We start from the raw sequence: 15,519 nt of genomic DNA, 5'->3' as shown, positions 1-15,519 counted from the left end.
GGAAATCCTTCATGCCAGCGCCGCACGCGTGCGCGCCAGCGCGGCCCAGAACTTGGCGTCCTGCGAACAGGCGAAGTTCACGCGGATGTGCGGGCCGCTGCGCCGGCTGGGGCTGAACAGCAGCTCGGGCGCGCAGGCGAAGCCTTCCAGCAGCATGCGCTGGGTCAGGCGCTCGCTGTCCACGCCGGTGTCCAGCCAGCCGAACAGGCCCTGCGGTGGTGCGGCAAAGGCAAAGCCATGCTGGCCGGCCAGGCGGGCGCAGCGGGCGCGGGCGGCCTCCAGGCGCAGCTGCACGCGCTCCACCTGGCGACGCAGCGCGCCGCGTGCCAGCACGCCGGCCAGCGCGCGCTCCAGCAGGGCGCTGGTGCAAAGCTCATGCACCAGCTTGCGTTCGCCCAGGCGGGCGATCAGATCCGGCCGGCCGGTCACGTAGCCCACGCGCAGGCCCGCGCCCAGCACCTTGGCAAAGCCGCTCACGTACAGGGTGCGGCGCAGGCCATCCAGCGCGGCCAGGCGTGGGCTGTGCGCGGGCGCGAAGGCGGCGTAGGTATCGTCCTCGACGATCAGCACCTCGCCCCCTTCGCACAGGCGCAGCAACTCGTAGGCCTGTGCCAGGTTCAGGCAGTGCCCGGTGGGGTTGTGCAGTACCGAGACGGTGACGTAGAGCCGCGGCCGGTGCTCGCGGATCAGCTGCGCCATCTGCTCCAGATCCGGCCCCTGAGCGCCGCGCCGCACCGGCAGCAGGCGCAGGCCGGCCTGCACCAGGCGGGCGTACTCGATCGGCCAGCCGGGTTCGTCCACCAGCACGGCGTCGCCCGGCTGGGTCAGCTCGTGGGCGATCAGGTCGAGCGCCTGCGTCGCGCCCACCGTGGTGAGGATTTGCTCGGCGTCGCTGGTGATGCCGATCTCGGCCAGGCGCTGCGCCAGCACGCCACGCAGTTCGGGGTCGCCCGCCGGGTCGGCATAGCGCAGCAGCAGTCCCTCCTGGCCCGGCGCCAGTGCGGCGCGCAGGGCCTGGCGCAGTGGCGCGGCGTCCAGCCAGCTCACTGGCAGCGTGCCGTGGGCGGGCGAATCCTGGTGCTCGGAGCGCAGCAGGTGGCGGATCAGGGTCATCGCGTCGAACGGCGCCGGGCCGCTGGCGGCTCGGGCCGTGCCGGTCGCCGCCGGCCGGGGCGCGGGCTTGGCCTCGCGCACGTAGAAACCACGCTGGCGGCGCGCCTCCACCAGGCCCTGGGCTTGCAGGCGGTCATAGGCGGACACCACGGTGTAGGGGCTGAGCCCGTGCAGGCGCGCGGCCTCGCGCACTGAGGGCAGGCGGGCGCCGGGCAGCAGCAGGCGTTGGTCGATGCGCTGCGCCAGATCCGCCGCCAGGCCTTCGGCGAGGCCCACTGTGTTGGTCATGATCCCGATACAGATTGGCTGTGTGTGGTGCAAAGTGTATTGGTGCTGTGCTGGTTTGTCCGCCCAGAATCAGGCCTCACTCCGCTTCCGCCCTGGCGCAGAAAGCACGACGCGATGACGATGGAAATCCTGCTGGCCTTTGCCCTGTTTGCCGGGGTGTCCTCGATCACCCCCGGGCCGAACAACCTGATGCTGCTGAGCTCGGGCCTGAACTTCGGCTTTCGGGCCTCGATTCCCCATGTGCTGGGCATCTCCATCGGCTTCGCCTTCATGCTGGTGGCCGTCGGCCTGGGTCTGGCGCTGGCCTTCGAGCGCTGGCCCCTGCTGTACCAGCTGCTGAAGTTCGCCGGCGTGGCCTATCTGCTCTGGTTGGCCTGGGGCCTGGCGAGCGCGGGTAGCCTCTCGCTGGACCGGCGCGCGGGCGCGCCCAAGCCCATGGGCTTCTGGGCCGCCGCGGCCTTTCAATGGGTCAACCCCAAGGCCTGGGTGATGGGGGTGTCGGCCTTTGCCACCTACATGCCGGCGCGGGGTCTCGCGTCCGTGCTGCTGACGGCCACGCTGTTCGCGCTCATCAACCTGCCCTCGGTGGCTGCTTGGGCGCTGTGCGGCAGCCAGTTGCGCCACTGGCTGGCCGAACCGGCGCGCCAGCGTCTGTTCAACCGTGTGATGGCGGCCCTGCTGGTGCTCAGCCTGCTGCCGCTGCTGTTTGAAGGGAAGGGCGCATGAGTCCGCGGATGCTCGGCATGTTGGGTGGCATGAGCTGGGTCTCCAGCGCCCAGCTCTACACGCAGATCAACCAGGGCGTGGCCGCGCGCCGGGGTGGCCTGCACAGCGCTGCCCTGCTGCTGCACAGCGTGGACTTCGCGCCGCTGGCGGTGGCCCAGGCGGCCGGCGATTGGGCGGCGATTGCCCGCCAGCTGGGCGAGGCCGGTGCCGGCCTGCGCCGCGCCGGCGCCCAGGCCCTGCTGCTGGCCACCAACACCATGCACGCGGTGGCGGACGAGATCGAGAAGCGCGCCGAACTGCCGCTGCTGCATCTGGTGGACATCACGGCGGCTGCGTTGCTTCAGCACGGTGTGCGCACGGTCGGCCTGCTGGGCGCGCGCTTCACCATGGAGCTGCCCTTCTACGCCGAGCGGCTGGAACGTCACGGCATCGCCTTGCGCGTGCCGGATCAGGACGGCCGCGGCGCCGTGCACCGCTGCATCTATGACGAGCTTTGCCAGGACCGCGTGACGCCCGCCGCCACGGCCCTGCTGCAGGCGCAGGTGCAGGCCCTGGCCGGGGCGGGCGCCCAGGCGGTGGTGCTGGGCTGCACGGAGCTGAGCCTGGCCCTGCCGGCAGCGGCCCCGGTGGCCCTGCCGTTGTTCGACAGCACCGCCTTGCAGGCCGCTGCGGCGGTGGACTGGCTGTGCACAGACCGCCCGACCGAGCGGTCGGCCGCCGCCGGCGCCAACGCACAATCCACCCCTTGCCTTACCAACCGGCCCCTGACATGAGCAATCCCTGGACCCTGGCGCACCGCGCGGCGCGCATGAACCCCTCGATCATTCGCGAGATCCTCAAGGTCACCGAGAAGCCCGGCATCCTGTCGATGGCCGGCGGCCTGCCCAGCAGCGACACCTTCCCGGTCGAAGAGATCAAGGCCGCCTGCGCCAAGGTGCTGACGGACAACCCGCGCGAATCCCTGCAGTACGCCGCCAGCGAAGGCTTTGCCCCGCTGCGCGAGTGGGCCGCGGCACGCGTCAACGCCGAACTGGGCATGGACGTGTCGCCCGACCAGGTGCTCGTCACCAGCGGCTCGCAGCAGGGCCTGGACCTGGTGGGCAAGATCCTGTGCGACCAGGGCGCTCCGGTGGCCGTCGAGACCCCCACTTATCTGGGCGCCCTGCAGGCCTTCACCCCTTACGAGCCGCTGTTCCACAGCCTGGCCAGTGACATCAACGGCCCGCTGCCCGAGGCGATTGCCGAGCTGCCGCGCACGGCGCCGGGCACGCGCTTCATGTACCTGCTGCCGAACTTCCAGAACCCGACCGGCCGCGTGATGCCGGCCGAGCGCCGCGACGCCGTGATGGCTGCCGCCCAGGCCGCCGGCGTGCCGGTGGTGGAAGACAACCCGTACGGCGATCTGTGGTTCGACGAGCACCCCGGCGCCTCGCTTTCCAGCCGCTGGGCCGAGGGCAGCATCTACCTGGGCAGCTTCTCCAAGATCCTGACCCCTGGCTTCCGCCTCGGCTACGCCATCGCCCCCAAGGCGCTGTACCCCAAGCTGCTGCAGGCCAAGCAGGCCGCCGACCTGCACACCCCGGGCTTCAACCAGCGCGTGGTCTACGAAGTTATCAAGGACGGTTTCCTGGACCGCCACATTCCCAGCATCCGCGCTCGCTACAAGGCGAACCGCGATGCCATGGCCAAGGCCATCAAGGAACACCTGCCGGCCGGTTGTGAGTACGCCGAACCCAAGGGCGGCATGTTCTTCTGGATCCGCCTGCCCGAGGGCCTGAACGCCATCGAGCTGCTCTCGCTGGCCGTGGACGCCGGCATCGCCTTCGTGCCGGGCGCGGCCTTCTATGCCGCCAACCCCGACCCGCGCGCGCTGCGCCTGAGCTTCGTGACGCTGACGCCCGATCAGATCGAGAAGGGCGTGGCCATCCTGGGCAAGGTGCTGCACGACGCGCTCAACAGCACCCACGCCATCCCCACGCCCTGATGCAGCAGATCGAGCGCGGCGGCCGCCGCTATTCCTTGAGCAGCGACCCGGCCGCGCTCGATGTCGACGCGGTGCACGCGATGCTCAGCCGCGCCTACTGGTGCGAAGGCATCCCGCGCGAGGTCGTGGCCAAGGCGATGGCGCACTCGCTCGCCTTCAGCCTGTGGTGCGAGGAAGCGCCGCGTCGCCAGGTCGGCATCGCCCGCTGGGTGACCGACCGCGCCACCTTCGCCTACCTCTGCGATGTGTTTCTGCATGAAGACCACCGTGGCCTGGGATTGGGCGATTGGCTGGTGGGCCAGGGGCTCCGGCACCCGGACCTGCAGGGCCTGCGCCGCCAAGTACTGTTCACGGCCGACATGCACGCCCTCTATGCCCGCCACGGCTTCACGCCGCTGAAGACGCCCGAGCGCGGGATGGAGATCGTGCGCCCCAATCTCTACAAGGCCAAGGCATGAAGAGCCGCCGCTACACCGTCGTCGACGTCTTCACCGCCACGCCGCTGAAGGGCAACCCACTGGCGGTGGTGGTGGACGCCGAAGGCCTGAGCGACGCGCAGATGCAGGCCTTCGCGCGCTGGACGAACCTGAGCGAAACCAGCTGCCTGCTGCCGCCCACGCAGGCTGGTGCCGACTACCGCGTGCGCATCTTCACGCCGCAGCGCGAGCTGCCCTTTGCCGGCCACCCCACGCTGGGCAGCTGCCAGGCCTGGTTGAATCAGGGCGGCGTGCCGCAGGCGCAGGAAGTGGTGCAGGAATGCGCCGTGGGTCTGGTGCGGGTTCGTCGGGAGCAAGGGCGGCTCGCCTTCGCCGCGCCGCCGCTCTTGCGCAGCGGGCCGCTGGATGAGGGCGTGCTGGCGCAGATCCGCGCCGCGCTGCATCTGCAGCCCGAGGACATCGTGGCCCATCAGTGGGTGGACAACGGCCCCGGCTGGTGCGCGGTGATGCTGCGCTCGGCCGAGCAGGTGCTGGCCCTGCGGCCGGATTTCGCAGCCCTGCATCCGCTGGAGCTGGGGGTCGTCGGCCCGCATCTGCAGAAAGTGGGCGTGCTGGCGCCGCAGCAGGGTGAGGCCCAGTTCGAGGTGCGCGCCTTCATCTCGACGATGGGGGTACCCGAAGATCCGGTGACCGGCAGCCTGAACGCCGGCTTGGCGCAATGGCTGATCGGCAGCGGCCTGGCGCCCGATCACTACGTGGCCGCGCAGGGCACCGCCCTGGACCGCGCGGGCCGAGTGCATGTGCAGCGCGAGGGTGCAACGATCTGGGTCGGCGGCGCCGTGCAGACCCTGGTGCAAGGGATGGTGACGCTGTGAACCCGACCGAAGAACTGTTCCGCGAGGACGCGCACCTGCTGCACTGCGAGGCCGTGGTCCTGGGCCTGGAGGAGGGCGGCGGCCTGATCCTCGACCGCACGGTGGCCTACCCGCTCGGCGGTGGCCAGGCCGGCGACAGCGGCGTCATCCGCGCCGGCGACCAGAGCTGGCGCTTTGCCGACACGCGCAAGAGCAAGCAGCACCCCGGCGCCATCCTGCATCTGATCGAAGGCGAGGGGCCACCGCCCGGCACGCCCGTGGTGGTGGAGATCGACGCGGCACGGCGCGACAAGCACCGCCGCTTCCACACCAGCACCCATCTGCTCTGCGCCCTGCTGCCCTACCCGGTGGACGGCTGCTCGATCACCGAAGCCTACGCACGGCTGGACTTCCACACCGACGAGGCCTTCGACAAGGAGGCCCTCCAGGCCGGCCTGGACCGCCTGGTGGCCGAGGCCCGCGCGGTGCGCCACCGCTGGATCAGCGAAGAGGAGCTGGACGCCAACCCCAGCCTGGTGCGCAGCATGAGCGTGCAGCCGCCGCGCGGGCTCGGGCGCATCCGCGTCGTCGAGGTCGAGGGGGTGGATCTGCAGCCCTGTGGCGGCACGCACGTCGCGAACACGGCGGAGATCGGTGCGGTGCGGGTCACGAAGATCGAAAAGAAGGCGGCCAAGACCCGGAGGGTCGTGCTTGGTTTCGACGCCTGAACCGCTGCGACTTTTCATTGCGCTTTGGCCTGAAACGGCCATGGCGCAGGCCCTGCACAACTGGGCCGATGGTCTGAACTGGCCTGCTGGTGCGCGCCGCCATCCGGCCGCGCATCTGCACCTGACCTTGCACTTCCTCGGTGCCACAGCGCCAGAGCGCGTGGCCGAGATCGCCGCGGCACTGCCCACTTGCATCGAACCCATCGAGTTGCGCTGGGGCCGGCTGCAGGACTGGGGCCAGGGCCTGCAGGTGCTGCGTCCGCTGGATCCACCCGCAGCGCTCTTCGACCTGCAGCAGCGGCTGGGCCAGCGTCTGCAAGCCCTGGGTCTGCCGGTGGACGCGCGCCGTTACCGCCCGCATCTCACGCTCGCGCGCAAGGCGCCGGGTGTGCTGGCGGCCCAGGATCCGGACCTGCGCTGGCGAGCCTCCCGTCTGGTGCTGGCGCAGTCGCTGCGCGGCTACCACGCGCTCTGGAGCAGTGCTGACTAAACTCCGTCGCTCACCATCATGAGTGCCCCCAACCTGAGTCTGATCACGCCGGCCGACGCCGCGCTCTGGGATGCCGCCCGGCATATCGCGCGCGAGTACGCCGAGCAGCTGGGTGTGGATCTCTGCTTCCAGCAGTTCGACGCCGAGCTCGCGGCCATGCCCGAGCACTACGGCGAGCCCCAGGGCCTGTTCCTGCTGGCCATGGTCGACGGCGAGGTGGCCGGCTGCGGCGGCTTCCGCCCGCTGCCGGATGTGGACTACCCGAATGCCTGCGAGATGAAGCGTCTGTTCGTGCGCCCGGCCTTCCGGCGCTTCGGGCTCGGACGTCTGATCGCGCAGGGTCTGATCGACCGTGCGCTCGAAGCCGGCTACTCGACCATGCTGCTCGACACCCTGGACGACATGGAGGCCGCGCGCGGGCTCTACGAGACCCTGGGTTTCGAAGAGGTGCCGCCGTACTACTACAACCCGATTCCGGGCGCGCATTACCTCAAGGTCGATCTGACCGCGCCGCGCAGTTCGTATTTCGGCTAGTTACAGGCCTAGAGTGCCTGGATGAATGAACCCCGCATCCAAGCCCTCGGCAGCCACCGCTGCGAACTCGGCGAATCGCCGCTCTGGCACCCGGCCGAACAGGCGCTGTACGCGGTGGACATCCCTCGCCGCCAGATCCTGCGTTGGCGCAGTGGCCAGACCGAGCCCGAGATCTGGGCGCAGGATGCCGAGCCCAGCTGCCTGGCCCTGCGCGCGCAGGGCGGCCTGCTGGTGGCGCGGCGTGATGGCCTGTTTGCCTTCGACCCCGAGCGCGGCAGCAGCGAGCGCCTGCAGCCGCCGCCGTTCGACCCGACGCGGCAGCGCTACAACGATGGCAAGGTCGATGCGGCCGGCCGCTTGTGGGTCGGCACCATCGACGACGCGCGCGCTCCCGAGGCCGCGCTGTACCGCTTGGAACACGACGGCGCGCAACGCAGGGCCGGCGGCATCACCACTTCCAACGGCCTGGCCTGGAGCCCGGACGGGCGCTGGATGTACTGGGCGGACACCAAGGCGCACACGGTCTTTCGGCTGGGCTTTGATGCCGAGCAAGGCGAGCTGGGTGAGGCCGAGGCCTGGCTGCGCTTCCCTCCGCGGGCGCCGGAGCAGCCCTTGGAAAGCTATGGCGGCCGGCCCGATGGGGCGGCCGTCGATGCCGAGGGCTGCTATTGGGTGGCGATGTTCGAAGGCCAGCGCCTGCTGCGCCTGGCTCCAGATGGCCAACTGCTGCAGGCCGTGGAGCTGCCGGTGCGCTGCCCCACCATGCCCTGCTTTGGTGGCGCCGATCTGCGCACGCTCTACCTCACCACCGCACGCGAGAAGCGCCCGGCGGAGGAACTGGCTGCGCAGCCGCTGGCGGGTGCGGTGCTGACGCTGCGTGCGCCTGTGCCGGGCCTGCCCGCAGTGGCCTGCACCCTGTAACTGAACCCAGGCTTGCAAAGGCTTGCGAAGCTAGGAAGGGCTCTCGGGCAAAAGTCATAGGCAGCCACCAAAGGTTTCCACCTATACTCCCGTGGTTTTGCCGACCGGTGTGAGCCGGTCGCGCCGTTTCTGGAAGGCCTGCATGTCAGAACCCAATCCCTCTGCTGCAGACCGCTGGGACGACGCGATCGAGTCCGTGCCCGTCGCTCCCTGGACCGCAGAGCAGGTGCGCGCGCTGGAACAACAGCAGCCGCCCTTGTCGATGTGGCGGGTGGTGGCGGTGCAGGCGCTGGTGGGCGCGGTGCTGGCGGGTTTGTGGGCGATTTTTGGCTCGCAACCGCGCGCGCAGGCGGTTTCCGCCCTGTGCGGTGCCGCTGCGGTGGTGCTGCCTTCGGCTGCTATGGCCTGGGGGCTGCGTCGTCGCAGCGCGCAGCCGGCCGCCGCACTCCTGGGCTTTCTGGTCTGGGAGCTGGTGAAGATTGGTTTGACGATCGCCATCCTGGTGGCGGTGGTCAAGACGCTGCCCGAATTGAGCTGGCCAGCCCTGCTGGTGAGCCTGATCGGGTGTCTGAAGGTGCATGTGTGGGGCCTCTGGGCCTTGCGCAGAACTAACTAACGAACAGAGCGAACGACGATGAGCAGCGAACAGCACGCGCCCAGCGCCGGTGAGTACATCCAGCACCACCTGCAGCACCTCCAGAAGGATTTCTCCTTCAATAGCGTCAAGCAGACGGACATCGTCGACTTCAGCCTGTTCAATTTCGACTCGCTGTTCTTCTCCGTCACGCTCGGCATGCTGGTGCTGTTCCTGATGTGGCGCGGCGCCCGCAAGGCCAGCTCGGGTGTGCCGGGCCGTGGTCAGGCCTTTGTCGAGATGCTGGTTGAGCTGGTGGACGGCCAGGCCAAGGGTGTGATCCACAACGAAACCAGCCGTAGCTTCGTCGGCCCGGTCGCCCTGACCGTGTTCGTCTGGATCTTTGCCATGAACTTCATGGACATGCTGCCGGTCGACTTCCTGCCGCTGATCTGGCACAGCGCCGGCCCGGCCCTGGGTTTCAAGGACTATCTGCGTGTGGTGCCCTCGGCTGACCTGAGCACCACGCTCGGCATGTCGACCATGGTGCTGCTGCTGTGCATCTACTACAACATCAAGATCAAGGGTCTGGGTGGCTGGGGCCATGAGCTGATCTCGGCGCCCTTTGGCTCGCACCCGGTGCTGTGGCCCTTCAACTTCCTCATGCAGATGATCGAGTTCGTCGCCAAGACGGTCTCTCATGGCATGCGACTGTTCGGCAACATGTTTGCCGGCGAACTGGTGTTCATGCTGATCGCCCTGATGGGCGGCGCGTGGGCGCTCAATGCCACCGGCATCAGCCTGGCATTGGGTCATGTGGTGGCTGGCACGATCTGGACGCTGTTCCACATCCTCGTGATCGTGCTGCAGGCCTTCATCTTCATGATGCTGACGCTGATCTACATCGGCCAAGCTCACGACGCCCACTGAGCGTCTTCTCTTTCCCGTCCCTTTCTTTCCCTTACCCCTCTAGGAGCTCTCAAATGGAAAACATCCTCGGCCTCGTTGCTCTGGCTTGCGGCATCATCGTTGGTCTGGGCGCTATCGGTGCCTCGATCGGTATCGCGCTGATGGGTGGCAAGTTCCTGGAGTCCTCGGCTCGCCAGCCCGAGCTGATGAACCAGCTGCAAACCAAGATGTTCATCTTGGCCGGTCTGATCGACGCCGCCTTCCTGATCGGCGTTGCCATCGCCCTGCTGTTTGCCTTCGCGAACCCCTTCGTCCTGCGCTAATCACTGCTCCCTTTCACGCTTGAAAGGAGTTAAGCCGTGAACATCAACGCAACCCTGTTCATTCAGTGGATTCCGTTCCTCGTTCTGGCTTGGTTTACGGCGCGCTTCATTTGGCCGCCGATCACCAAGGCCTTGGACGAACGAGCGGCCAAGATCGCTGACGGACTGGCGGCTGCCGACAAGGCCAAGGCCGCGCAGGCGGACGCCAACAAGGCGGCCGACGCCCTGCTGGCGCGGACCCGTGTCGAGACGACCAAGCAGATCGGTGACGCCGAGAAGCGCGCTGCCGCGCTGATCGAAGACGCCAAGCGCCGTGCCGAAGAGGAAGGCGCCAAGATCCTGGCCCAGGCCAAGGCGGACGCCGACCAGCAGGTCATCCGTGCCCGCGAAGCCCTGCGTGACCAGGTCGCCGTGCTGGCCGTCAAAGGTGCCGAGCAGATCCTGCAGCGCGAGGTCAACGCCGGCGTGCATGCCGAGCTGCTGAACCGCCTGAAGACGGAGCTCTAAGCATGGCCGAACTCGCCACCATCGCCCGTCCGTACGCGGAGGCGCTGTTTCAGGTCGCCGTCAAAGGCGACCTGAACGGCTGGCAGACGCAGCTCGACGCTCTTGCCCTGGTGGCGGGGGACGAAGGCCTGCGCCAGTTCGCCGCGCATCCGAAGACTTCGGCTGGCCAGGTCTTTGACCTCGTGGTCGAGGCCGCCAAGCTGCCCCTGGCCGATGGCATGCGCAACTTCCTGCGCACCGTCATCGAGAACGGTCGTTTGGACGCGCTGCCCGCTGTGGCAGCGCAGTTCCACACGCTGGCGAGCCAGGCGCAGGGCGTGGCCGATGCGGTGGTCGAGAGCGCCTTCCCGATGGACGCCGCCCAGCTCGCCGAGCTGAGCGCCGTGCTGGAAAAGCGCTTCGGCCGCAAGCTCAAGCCCGAAGTCAAGGTCGAGCCCAGCCTGATCGGGGGCGTGCGCGTCACCGTCGGCGACGAAGTGCTCGACACCTCGGTGCGTGCCCGCCTTGAGCGCATGAAGACCCAGCTGACCGCCTAAAGCAGCCTCAACATCCAACGCCCGGGGCTGGCCCCCGGGCGGGAGAAGCAAGATGCAACTGAACCCTGCAGAAATTTCCGAACTGATCAAGAGCCGCATCGAGGGCCTGGCCCCGAGCGCGGATGTGCGCAATCAGGGCACCGTTGTCTCGGTGTCCGACGGCATCGTCCGCATTCACGGCCTGTCGGATGTGATGCAGGGCGAAATGCTGGAGTTCGCCGCTGATGCCAGCGGCCAGCCCAGCTTCGGCCTGGCCCTGAACCTCGAGCGCGACTCCGTCGGCGCCGTGGTGCTGGGTGCCTACGAGCACATCTCCGAAGGCCAGACCGTCAAGTGCACCGGCCGCATCCTGGAAGTGCCGGTGGGCCCCGAGCTGGTGGGTCGCGTGGTCAACGCCCTCGGTCAGCCGATCGACGGCAAGGGCCCGATCAACGCCAAGATGACGGACGTGATCGAGAAGGTCGCCCCGGGCGTGATCGCGCGCAAGAGCGTGGACCAGCCCGTTCAGACCGGCCTGAAATGTATTGACACCATGGTGCCTGTCGGCCGCGGTCAGCGCGAGCTGATCATTGGCGACCGCCAGACTGGTAAGACCGCTGTCGCCATCGACACGATCATCAACCAGAAGGGCCAGAACATGGTCTGCGTCTACGTCGCCATCGGTCAGAAGGCGTCGTCGATCAAGAACGTGGTGCGTGCCCTGGAAGCCAACGGCGCGATGGAGTACACCATCGTCGTAGCCGCCTCGGCCTCCGAATCGGCCGCCATGCAGTACGTGTCGGCCTACTCGGGCTGCACGATGGGCGAGTACTTCCGCGACCGCGGCCAAGACGCCCTGATCATTTACGACGATCTGTCGAAGCAGGCCGTGGCCTACCGTCAGGTTTCGCTGCTGCTGCGCCGTCCGCCGGGCCGCGAAGCCTTCCCTGGCGACGTGTTCTATCTCCACAGCCGCCTGCTGGAGCGTGCCGCCCGTGTGAACGCCGACTACGTCGAAGCCTTCACCAAGGGTGAGGTCAAGGGCAAGACCGGTTCGCTGACGGCCCTGCCGATCATCGAAACCCAAGCCGGTGACGTGTCGGCCTTCGTGCCGACCAACGTGATCTCGATCACCGACGGCCAGATCTTCCTGGAAACCAATCTGTTCAACGCCGGCATCCGTCCCGCGATCAACGCCGGTATCTCGGTGTCGCGCGTCGGTGGCGCTGCCCAGACCAAGCTGATCAAGAACCTGTCCGGCGGTATCCGTACCGACTTGGCGCAGTACCGTGAGCTGGCCGCCTTCGCGCAGTTCGCTTCGGACCTGGACGCCGCCACGCGTAAGCAGCTGGACCGCGGTGCCCGCGTGACCGAGCTGCTGAAGCAGGCTCAGTACCAGCCGCTGTCGATCAGCCTGATGGCCGCCTCGATCTTTGCTGCCAACAAGGGTTATCTGGACGACATCGACGTCAAGAAAGTGCTGCCCTTCGAGCATGGCCTGCACCAGTTCCTGAAGACCAGCCACGCCGCTCTGCTGGCCAAGCTGGAGCAGGACAAGGCCATGGACAAGGACGCGGAAGGCCAGCTGAACGACGCGATCGCGACGTTCAAAAAGTCCTTCGCTTGAACTGACGACCAGACGCGGGGCTGAACAGCTCCGCGCTCCAACGAGGAGAAGACATGGCGGCAGGCAAGGAAATCCGCAACAAGATCAAGTCGGTCGAGAACACCAAGAAGATCACCAAGGCCATGGAGATGGTCGCGGCGGCCAAGATGCGCAAGGCGCAGGACCGCATGCGCACCGCCCGTCCCTACAGTGAGAAGGTGGCCACGATCGCCGGGCATCTGTCGATGGCCAACCCCGAGTACGTGCATCCCTTCATGGTGTCCAACGACGCCAAGAAGCCGGTTGGCATCGTGCTGGTGACCACCGACAAGGGCCTGTGCGGCGGCTTGAACACCAACATGCTGCGCGCGGTCACGCAAAAGCTGCGTGAGGTGGATGCGGCCGGCGGCAAGGCCGAGGTGGTGGCGATCGGCAACAAGGGCTTGGGTTTCATGAACCGCATCGGCGCGACCGTCGTGGCCCATGCAACCCAGCTCGGCGATACGCCGCATCTGGACAAGCTGATCGGCCCGGTCAAGGTGCTGCTGGACAAGTACGCTGCCGGCGAGCTGAGCGCCGTCTATCTGTGCTTCACCCGCTTCATCAACACGATGAAGCAGGAGCCGGTGCTGCAGCAGCTGCTGCCGCTGTCGGCCGAGAGCCTGAAGGACAAGGCCAAGGCCTCGCACGCCTGGGACTATCTGTACGAGCCGGACGCAGCGACCGTCATTGACGAGCTGCTGCTGCGCTACACCGAGTCGCTCGTCTACCAGGCCGTGGCCGAGAACATGGCTTCGGAACAGAGCGCCCGCATGGTGGCCATGAAGGCCGCCACCGACAACGCCGGCACCCTGATCAAGGAGCTGAAGCTGGTCTACAACAAGACCCGCCAAGCCGCGATCACGAAGGAACTGTCGGAAATCGTCTCGGGTGCCGCCGCCATCGGTGGCTGATGAACTGAATACAGCAAGACAAGGAAATGAACATGGCTAATGCTCAAGGCAAGATCGTTCAGTGCATCGGCGCCGTGGTGGACGTGGAGTTCCCGCGCGACCAGATGCCCAAGGTGTACGACGCCCTCAAGATGGAAGGCTCGGCCCTGACCCTGGAAGTCCAGCAGCAGCTGGGCGACGGCGTGGTTCGCACCATCGCCCTGGGTTCGTCTGACGGCCTGCGCCGTGGCTCCGTGGTCTACAACACCGGCGACACCATCAAGGTGCCGGTGGGCAAGGCCACCCTGGGTCGCATCATGGACGTGCTGGGCAACCCGATCGACGAGCGCGGCCCCGTCTCTGACGAGCTGACTGCCTCGATCCACCGCGCGGCCCCGGCTTACGACGAGCTGAGCCCGTCGCAAGAGCTGCTCGAAACCGGCATCAAGGTGATCGACTTGATCTGCCCGTTCGCCAAGGGCGGCAAGGTGGGTCTGTTCGGCGGCGCCGGTGTCGGCAAGACCGTGAACATGATGGAGCTCATCAACAACATCGCCAAGGCGCACAGCGGTCTGTCCGTGTTCGCCGGCGTGGGTGAGCGCACCCGTGAGGGCAACGACTTCTATCACGAGATGTCGGACTCCAACGTGGTGGTGCAGGAGAACCTGAGCGAGTCAAAGGTCGCGATGGTCTACGGCCAGATGAACGAGCCCCCGGGCAACCGTCTGCGCGTGGCGCTGACCGGCCTGACCATGGCCGAAGCCTTCCGCGACGAAGGCCGTGACGTGCTGTTCTTCGTGGACAACATCTACCGCTACACCCTGGCCGGTACCGAAGTGTCCGCCCTGCTGGGCCGCATGCCTTCCGCCGTGGGCTACCAGCCGACGCTGGCTGAAGAAATGGGCCGCCTGCAGGAGCGCATCACCTCGACCAAGGTCGGCTCGATCACCTCGATCCAGGCCGTGTACGTCCCTGCGGATGACTTGACCGACCCGTCTCCCGCCACGACCTTCGCCCACTTGGACGCCACCGTCGTGTTGAGCCGTGACATCGCCGCGCTGGGTATCTACCCCGCCGTGGATCCGCTCGACTCGACCTCGCGCCAGATCGACCCGAACGTGGTCGGCGAAGAGCACTACAAGACGACCCGCGACGTGCAGGCTGTGCTGCAGCGTTACAAGGAACTGCGCGACATCATCGCGATTCTGGGCATGGACGAACTGAGCCCGGAAGACAAGCTGGCCGTGGCCCGCGCCCGCAAGATCCAGCGCTTCCTGTCGCAGCCTTTCCACGTCGCCGAAGTGTTCACCGGCTCGCCGGGCAAGTACGTGCCGCTGAAGGAAACCATCCGCGGCTTCAAGATGATCGTCGCCGGCGAGTGCGATCACCTGCCCGAGCAGGCCTTCTACATGGTCGGCACCATCGACGACGCCTTCGAAAAGGCCAAGAAGATCCAGTAAGACGGCGCATTCGGGCCGGGGGCGTCGTTGCCGTGCTCAGTGGACTCAAGTCCACTTCCGCGCGGCGCCTAGCCCGCCGCCCGACTGCTTGCTTACTGAACCTTCTTGCACGCTAAGGAAGAAACAACCATGGCAACGATTCACGTCGATGTGGTTTCCGCCGAAGAGAGCATCTTCTCGGGCGAGGCCAAGTTCGTCGCGCTGCCGGGCGAGAACGGCGAGCTGGGCATCCTGCCCCAGCACACGCCGCTGATCACCCGCATCAAGCCCGGCGCGGTGCGCATCCAGCGCGCCGACAACGGCCAGGAAGAGTTCGTGTTCGTGGCCGGCGGCATCCTCGAGGTGCAGCCCCATGGCGTGACTGTGCTGGCCGACACCGCCATCCGCGGCAAGGACCTGGACGAAGCCAAGGCTAACGAGGCCAAGGCCCTGGCTGAGGAGGCGCTGAAGAACGCCAGCAGCGACCTCGACCTTGCCAAGGCGCAGAGCGAACTGGCCATCCTGGCTGCCCAGATTGCCGCGATGCGCAAGCTGCGTGGCATGAAGCACTGAACTGAGATCGGACCGAGTTGGGTCCTGAGGACCCAACGACGCCGATCGAAGAGCTGAGCATGTCCT

General features: G+C 67.4%; 19 protein-coding genes. 18 read left to right on the top strand and 1 reads right to left on the bottom strand.

The window, feature by feature from the left end:
* Nucleotides 1-9 precede the first annotated feature (9 nt).
* Nucleotides 10-1,401 (bottom strand): PLP-dependent aminotransferase family protein, encoded by a 1,392-nt coding sequence (locus ACE3QP_RS11625; RefSeq protein ID WP_374436218.1) that lies wholly within the window; start codon nucleotides 1,399-1,401, stop codon nucleotides 10-12.
* Nucleotides 1,402-1,515: 114 nt separating this feature from the next.
* On the opposite strand from ACE3QP_RS11625, the gene ACE3QP_RS11620 reads away from it, so the two are divergent.
* From ACE3QP_RS11620 to ACE3QP_RS11535, 18 genes are all read left to right on the top strand, one after another.
* On the top strand, nucleotides 1,516-2,127 hold the full coding sequence (locus tag ACE3QP_RS11620; protein ID WP_374436217.1) for a LysE family translocator: 612 nt from the start codon (nucleotides 1,516-1,518) through the stop codon (nucleotides 2,125-2,127).
* The gene (locus tag ACE3QP_RS11615; protein ID WP_374436216.1) at nucleotides 2,124-2,900 is read left to right on the top strand and encodes an aspartate/glutamate racemase family protein; all 777 of its coding nucleotides are present in this window, start codon (nucleotides 2,124-2,126) and stop codon (nucleotides 2,898-2,900) included. Before ACE3QP_RS11620 ends, ACE3QP_RS11615 begins: the two co-directional genes overlap by 4 nt.
* Nucleotides 2,897-4,111, top strand: a complete 1,215-nt coding sequence (locus tag ACE3QP_RS11610) for a PLP-dependent aminotransferase family protein (protein WP_374436215.1) — start codon at nucleotides 2,897-2,899, stop codon at nucleotides 4,109-4,111. Before ACE3QP_RS11615 ends, ACE3QP_RS11610 begins: the two co-directional genes overlap by 4 nt.
* The gene (locus tag ACE3QP_RS11605; protein ID WP_374436214.1) at nucleotides 4,111-4,569 is read left to right on the top strand and encodes a GNAT family N-acetyltransferase; all 459 of its coding nucleotides are present in this window, start codon (nucleotides 4,111-4,113) and stop codon (nucleotides 4,567-4,569) included. Before ACE3QP_RS11610 ends, ACE3QP_RS11605 begins: the two co-directional genes overlap by 1 nt.
* Nucleotides 4,566-5,423, top strand: coding sequence for a PhzF family phenazine biosynthesis protein (locus ACE3QP_RS11600; RefSeq protein WP_374436213.1), 858 nt, complete (start codon nucleotides 4,566-4,568; stop codon nucleotides 5,421-5,423). Before ACE3QP_RS11605 ends, ACE3QP_RS11600 begins: the two co-directional genes overlap by 4 nt.
* Nucleotides 5,420-6,130 carry an alanyl-tRNA editing protein gene (locus ACE3QP_RS11595; RefSeq protein WP_374436212.1) on the top strand — a complete coding sequence of 237 codons (711 nt, stop codon included), beginning with the start codon at nucleotides 5,420-5,422 and terminating at the stop codon, nucleotides 6,128-6,130. Before ACE3QP_RS11600 ends, ACE3QP_RS11595 begins: the two co-directional genes overlap by 4 nt.
* A complete protein-coding gene (gene thpR / locus ACE3QP_RS11590) occupies nucleotides 6,021-6,620 on the top strand; it encodes an RNA 2',3'-cyclic phosphodiesterase (RefSeq protein WP_374436210.1) in 600 nt (199 codons plus the stop codon). The genes ACE3QP_RS11595 and thpR overlap by 110 nt, the downstream gene beginning before the upstream one ends.
* 18 nt (nucleotides 6,621-6,638) lie before the next feature.
* Complete coding sequence (locus ACE3QP_RS11585; RefSeq protein WP_374436209.1) at nucleotides 6,639-7,154, top strand: GNAT family N-acetyltransferase; 516 nt, start codon at nucleotides 6,639-6,641, stop codon at nucleotides 7,152-7,154.
* A 21-nt stretch (nucleotides 7,155-7,175) separates the two neighbouring features.
* Nucleotides 7,176-8,075, top strand: coding sequence for an SMP-30/gluconolactonase/LRE family protein (locus tag ACE3QP_RS11580; RefSeq protein ID WP_374436208.1), 900 nt, complete (start codon nucleotides 7,176-7,178; stop codon nucleotides 8,073-8,075).
* A gap of 142 nt (nucleotides 8,076-8,217) precedes the next feature.
* A complete protein-coding gene (locus ACE3QP_RS11575) occupies nucleotides 8,218-8,691 on the top strand; it encodes an ATP synthase subunit I (RefSeq protein WP_374436207.1) in 474 nt (157 codons plus the stop codon).
* 18 nt (nucleotides 8,692-8,709) lie between these two features.
* Nucleotides 8,710-9,579 (top strand): F0F1 ATP synthase subunit A, encoded by an 870-nt coding sequence (gene atpB / locus ACE3QP_RS11570; RefSeq protein ID WP_374436206.1) that lies wholly within the window; start codon nucleotides 8,710-8,712, stop codon nucleotides 9,577-9,579.
* A 53-nt stretch (nucleotides 9,580-9,632) separates the two neighbouring features.
* The gene (atpE, locus tag ACE3QP_RS11565) at nucleotides 9,633-9,881 is read left to right on the top strand and encodes a F0F1 ATP synthase subunit C (protein WP_374436205.1); all 249 of its coding nucleotides are present in this window, start codon (nucleotides 9,633-9,635) and stop codon (nucleotides 9,879-9,881) included.
* 36 nt (nucleotides 9,882-9,917) lie between these two features.
* Nucleotides 9,918-10,388: a F0F1 ATP synthase subunit B gene (locus ACE3QP_RS11560; protein WP_374436204.1), complete on the top strand. Its 471-nt coding sequence runs from the start codon at nucleotides 9,918-9,920 to the stop codon at nucleotides 10,386-10,388.
* A gap of 2 nt (nucleotides 10,389-10,390) precedes the next feature.
* On the top strand, nucleotides 10,391-10,924 hold the full coding sequence (locus ACE3QP_RS11555) for a F0F1 ATP synthase subunit delta (RefSeq protein WP_374436203.1): 534 nt from the start codon (nucleotides 10,391-10,393) through the stop codon (nucleotides 10,922-10,924).
* Between the two features lie 52 nt (nucleotides 10,925-10,976).
* A complete protein-coding gene (gene atpA / locus ACE3QP_RS11550) occupies nucleotides 10,977-12,530 on the top strand; it encodes a F0F1 ATP synthase subunit alpha (RefSeq protein ID WP_374436202.1) in 1,554 nt (517 codons plus the stop codon).
* Nucleotides 12,531-12,583: 53 nt separating this feature from the next.
* Entirely contained in the window at nucleotides 12,584-13,462 is an 879-nt protein-coding gene (gene atpG / locus ACE3QP_RS11545; protein WP_374436201.1) for a F0F1 ATP synthase subunit gamma, read from the top strand.
* A 32-nt stretch (nucleotides 13,463-13,494) separates the two neighbouring features.
* The gene (gene atpD, locus ACE3QP_RS11540) at nucleotides 13,495-14,901 is read left to right on the top strand and encodes a F0F1 ATP synthase subunit beta (protein WP_374436200.1); all 1,407 of its coding nucleotides are present in this window, start codon (nucleotides 13,495-13,497) and stop codon (nucleotides 14,899-14,901) included.
* 129 nt (nucleotides 14,902-15,030) lie between these two features.
* Entirely contained in the window at nucleotides 15,031-15,453 is a 423-nt protein-coding gene (locus ACE3QP_RS11535; protein ID WP_374436199.1) for a F0F1 ATP synthase subunit epsilon, read from the top strand.
* Nucleotides 15,454-15,519 lie beyond the last annotated feature (66 nt).

The organism is Inhella sp. (assembly GCF_041912635.1).
In the GTDB taxonomy this organism is placed as follows: domain Bacteria; phylum Pseudomonadota; class Gammaproteobacteria; order Burkholderiales; family Burkholderiaceae_C; genus Inhella.
The sequence above is the reverse complement of the archived record's forward strand: the minus strand, read 5'-3'. Positions and strand labels throughout refer to the sequence as shown.

Coding starts and splice junctions, on each gene's coding strand:
- ACE3QP_RS11625 (WP_374436218.1), bottom strand. CDS start 1,401: ATGACCAACACAGTGGGCCTCGCCGAAGGCCTGGCGGCGGATCTGGCG.
- ACE3QP_RS11620 (WP_374436217.1), top strand. CDS start 1,516: ATGACGATGGAAATCCTGCTGGCCTTTGCCCTGTTTGCCGGGGTGTCC.
- ACE3QP_RS11615 (WP_374436216.1), top strand. CDS start 2,124: ATGAGTCCGCGGATGCTCGGCATGTTGGGTGGCATGAGCTGGGTCTCC.
- ACE3QP_RS11610 (WP_374436215.1), top strand. CDS start 2,897: ATGAGCAATCCCTGGACCCTGGCGCACCGCGCGGCGCGCATGAACCCC.
- ACE3QP_RS11605 (WP_374436214.1), top strand. CDS start 4,111: ATGCAGCAGATCGAGCGCGGCGGCCGCCGCTATTCCTTGAGCAGCGAC.
- ACE3QP_RS11600 (WP_374436213.1), top strand. CDS start 4,566: ATGAAGAGCCGCCGCTACACCGTCGTCGACGTCTTCACCGCCACGCCG.
- ACE3QP_RS11585 (WP_374436209.1), top strand. CDS start 6,639: ATGAGTGCCCCCAACCTGAGTCTGATCACGCCGGCCGACGCCGCGCTC.
- ACE3QP_RS11580 (WP_374436208.1), top strand. CDS start 7,176: ATGAATGAACCCCGCATCCAAGCCCTCGGCAGCCACCGCTGCGAACTC.
- ACE3QP_RS11575 (WP_374436207.1), top strand. CDS start 8,218: ATGTCAGAACCCAATCCCTCTGCTGCAGACCGCTGGGACGACGCGATC.
- atpB (WP_374436206.1), top strand. CDS start 8,710: ATGAGCAGCGAACAGCACGCGCCCAGCGCCGGTGAGTACATCCAGCAC.
- atpE (WP_374436205.1), top strand. CDS start 9,633: ATGGAAAACATCCTCGGCCTCGTTGCTCTGGCTTGCGGCATCATCGTT.
- ACE3QP_RS11555 (WP_374436203.1), top strand. CDS start 10,391: ATGGCCGAACTCGCCACCATCGCCCGTCCGTACGCGGAGGCGCTGTTT.
- atpA (WP_374436202.1), top strand. CDS start 10,977: ATGCAACTGAACCCTGCAGAAATTTCCGAACTGATCAAGAGCCGCATC.
- atpG (WP_374436201.1), top strand. CDS start 12,584: ATGGCGGCAGGCAAGGAAATCCGCAACAAGATCAAGTCGGTCGAGAAC.
- atpD (WP_374436200.1), top strand. CDS start 13,495: ATGGCTAATGCTCAAGGCAAGATCGTTCAGTGCATCGGCGCCGTGGTG.
- ACE3QP_RS11535 (WP_374436199.1), top strand. CDS start 15,031: ATGGCAACGATTCACGTCGATGTGGTTTCCGCCGAAGAGAGCATCTTC.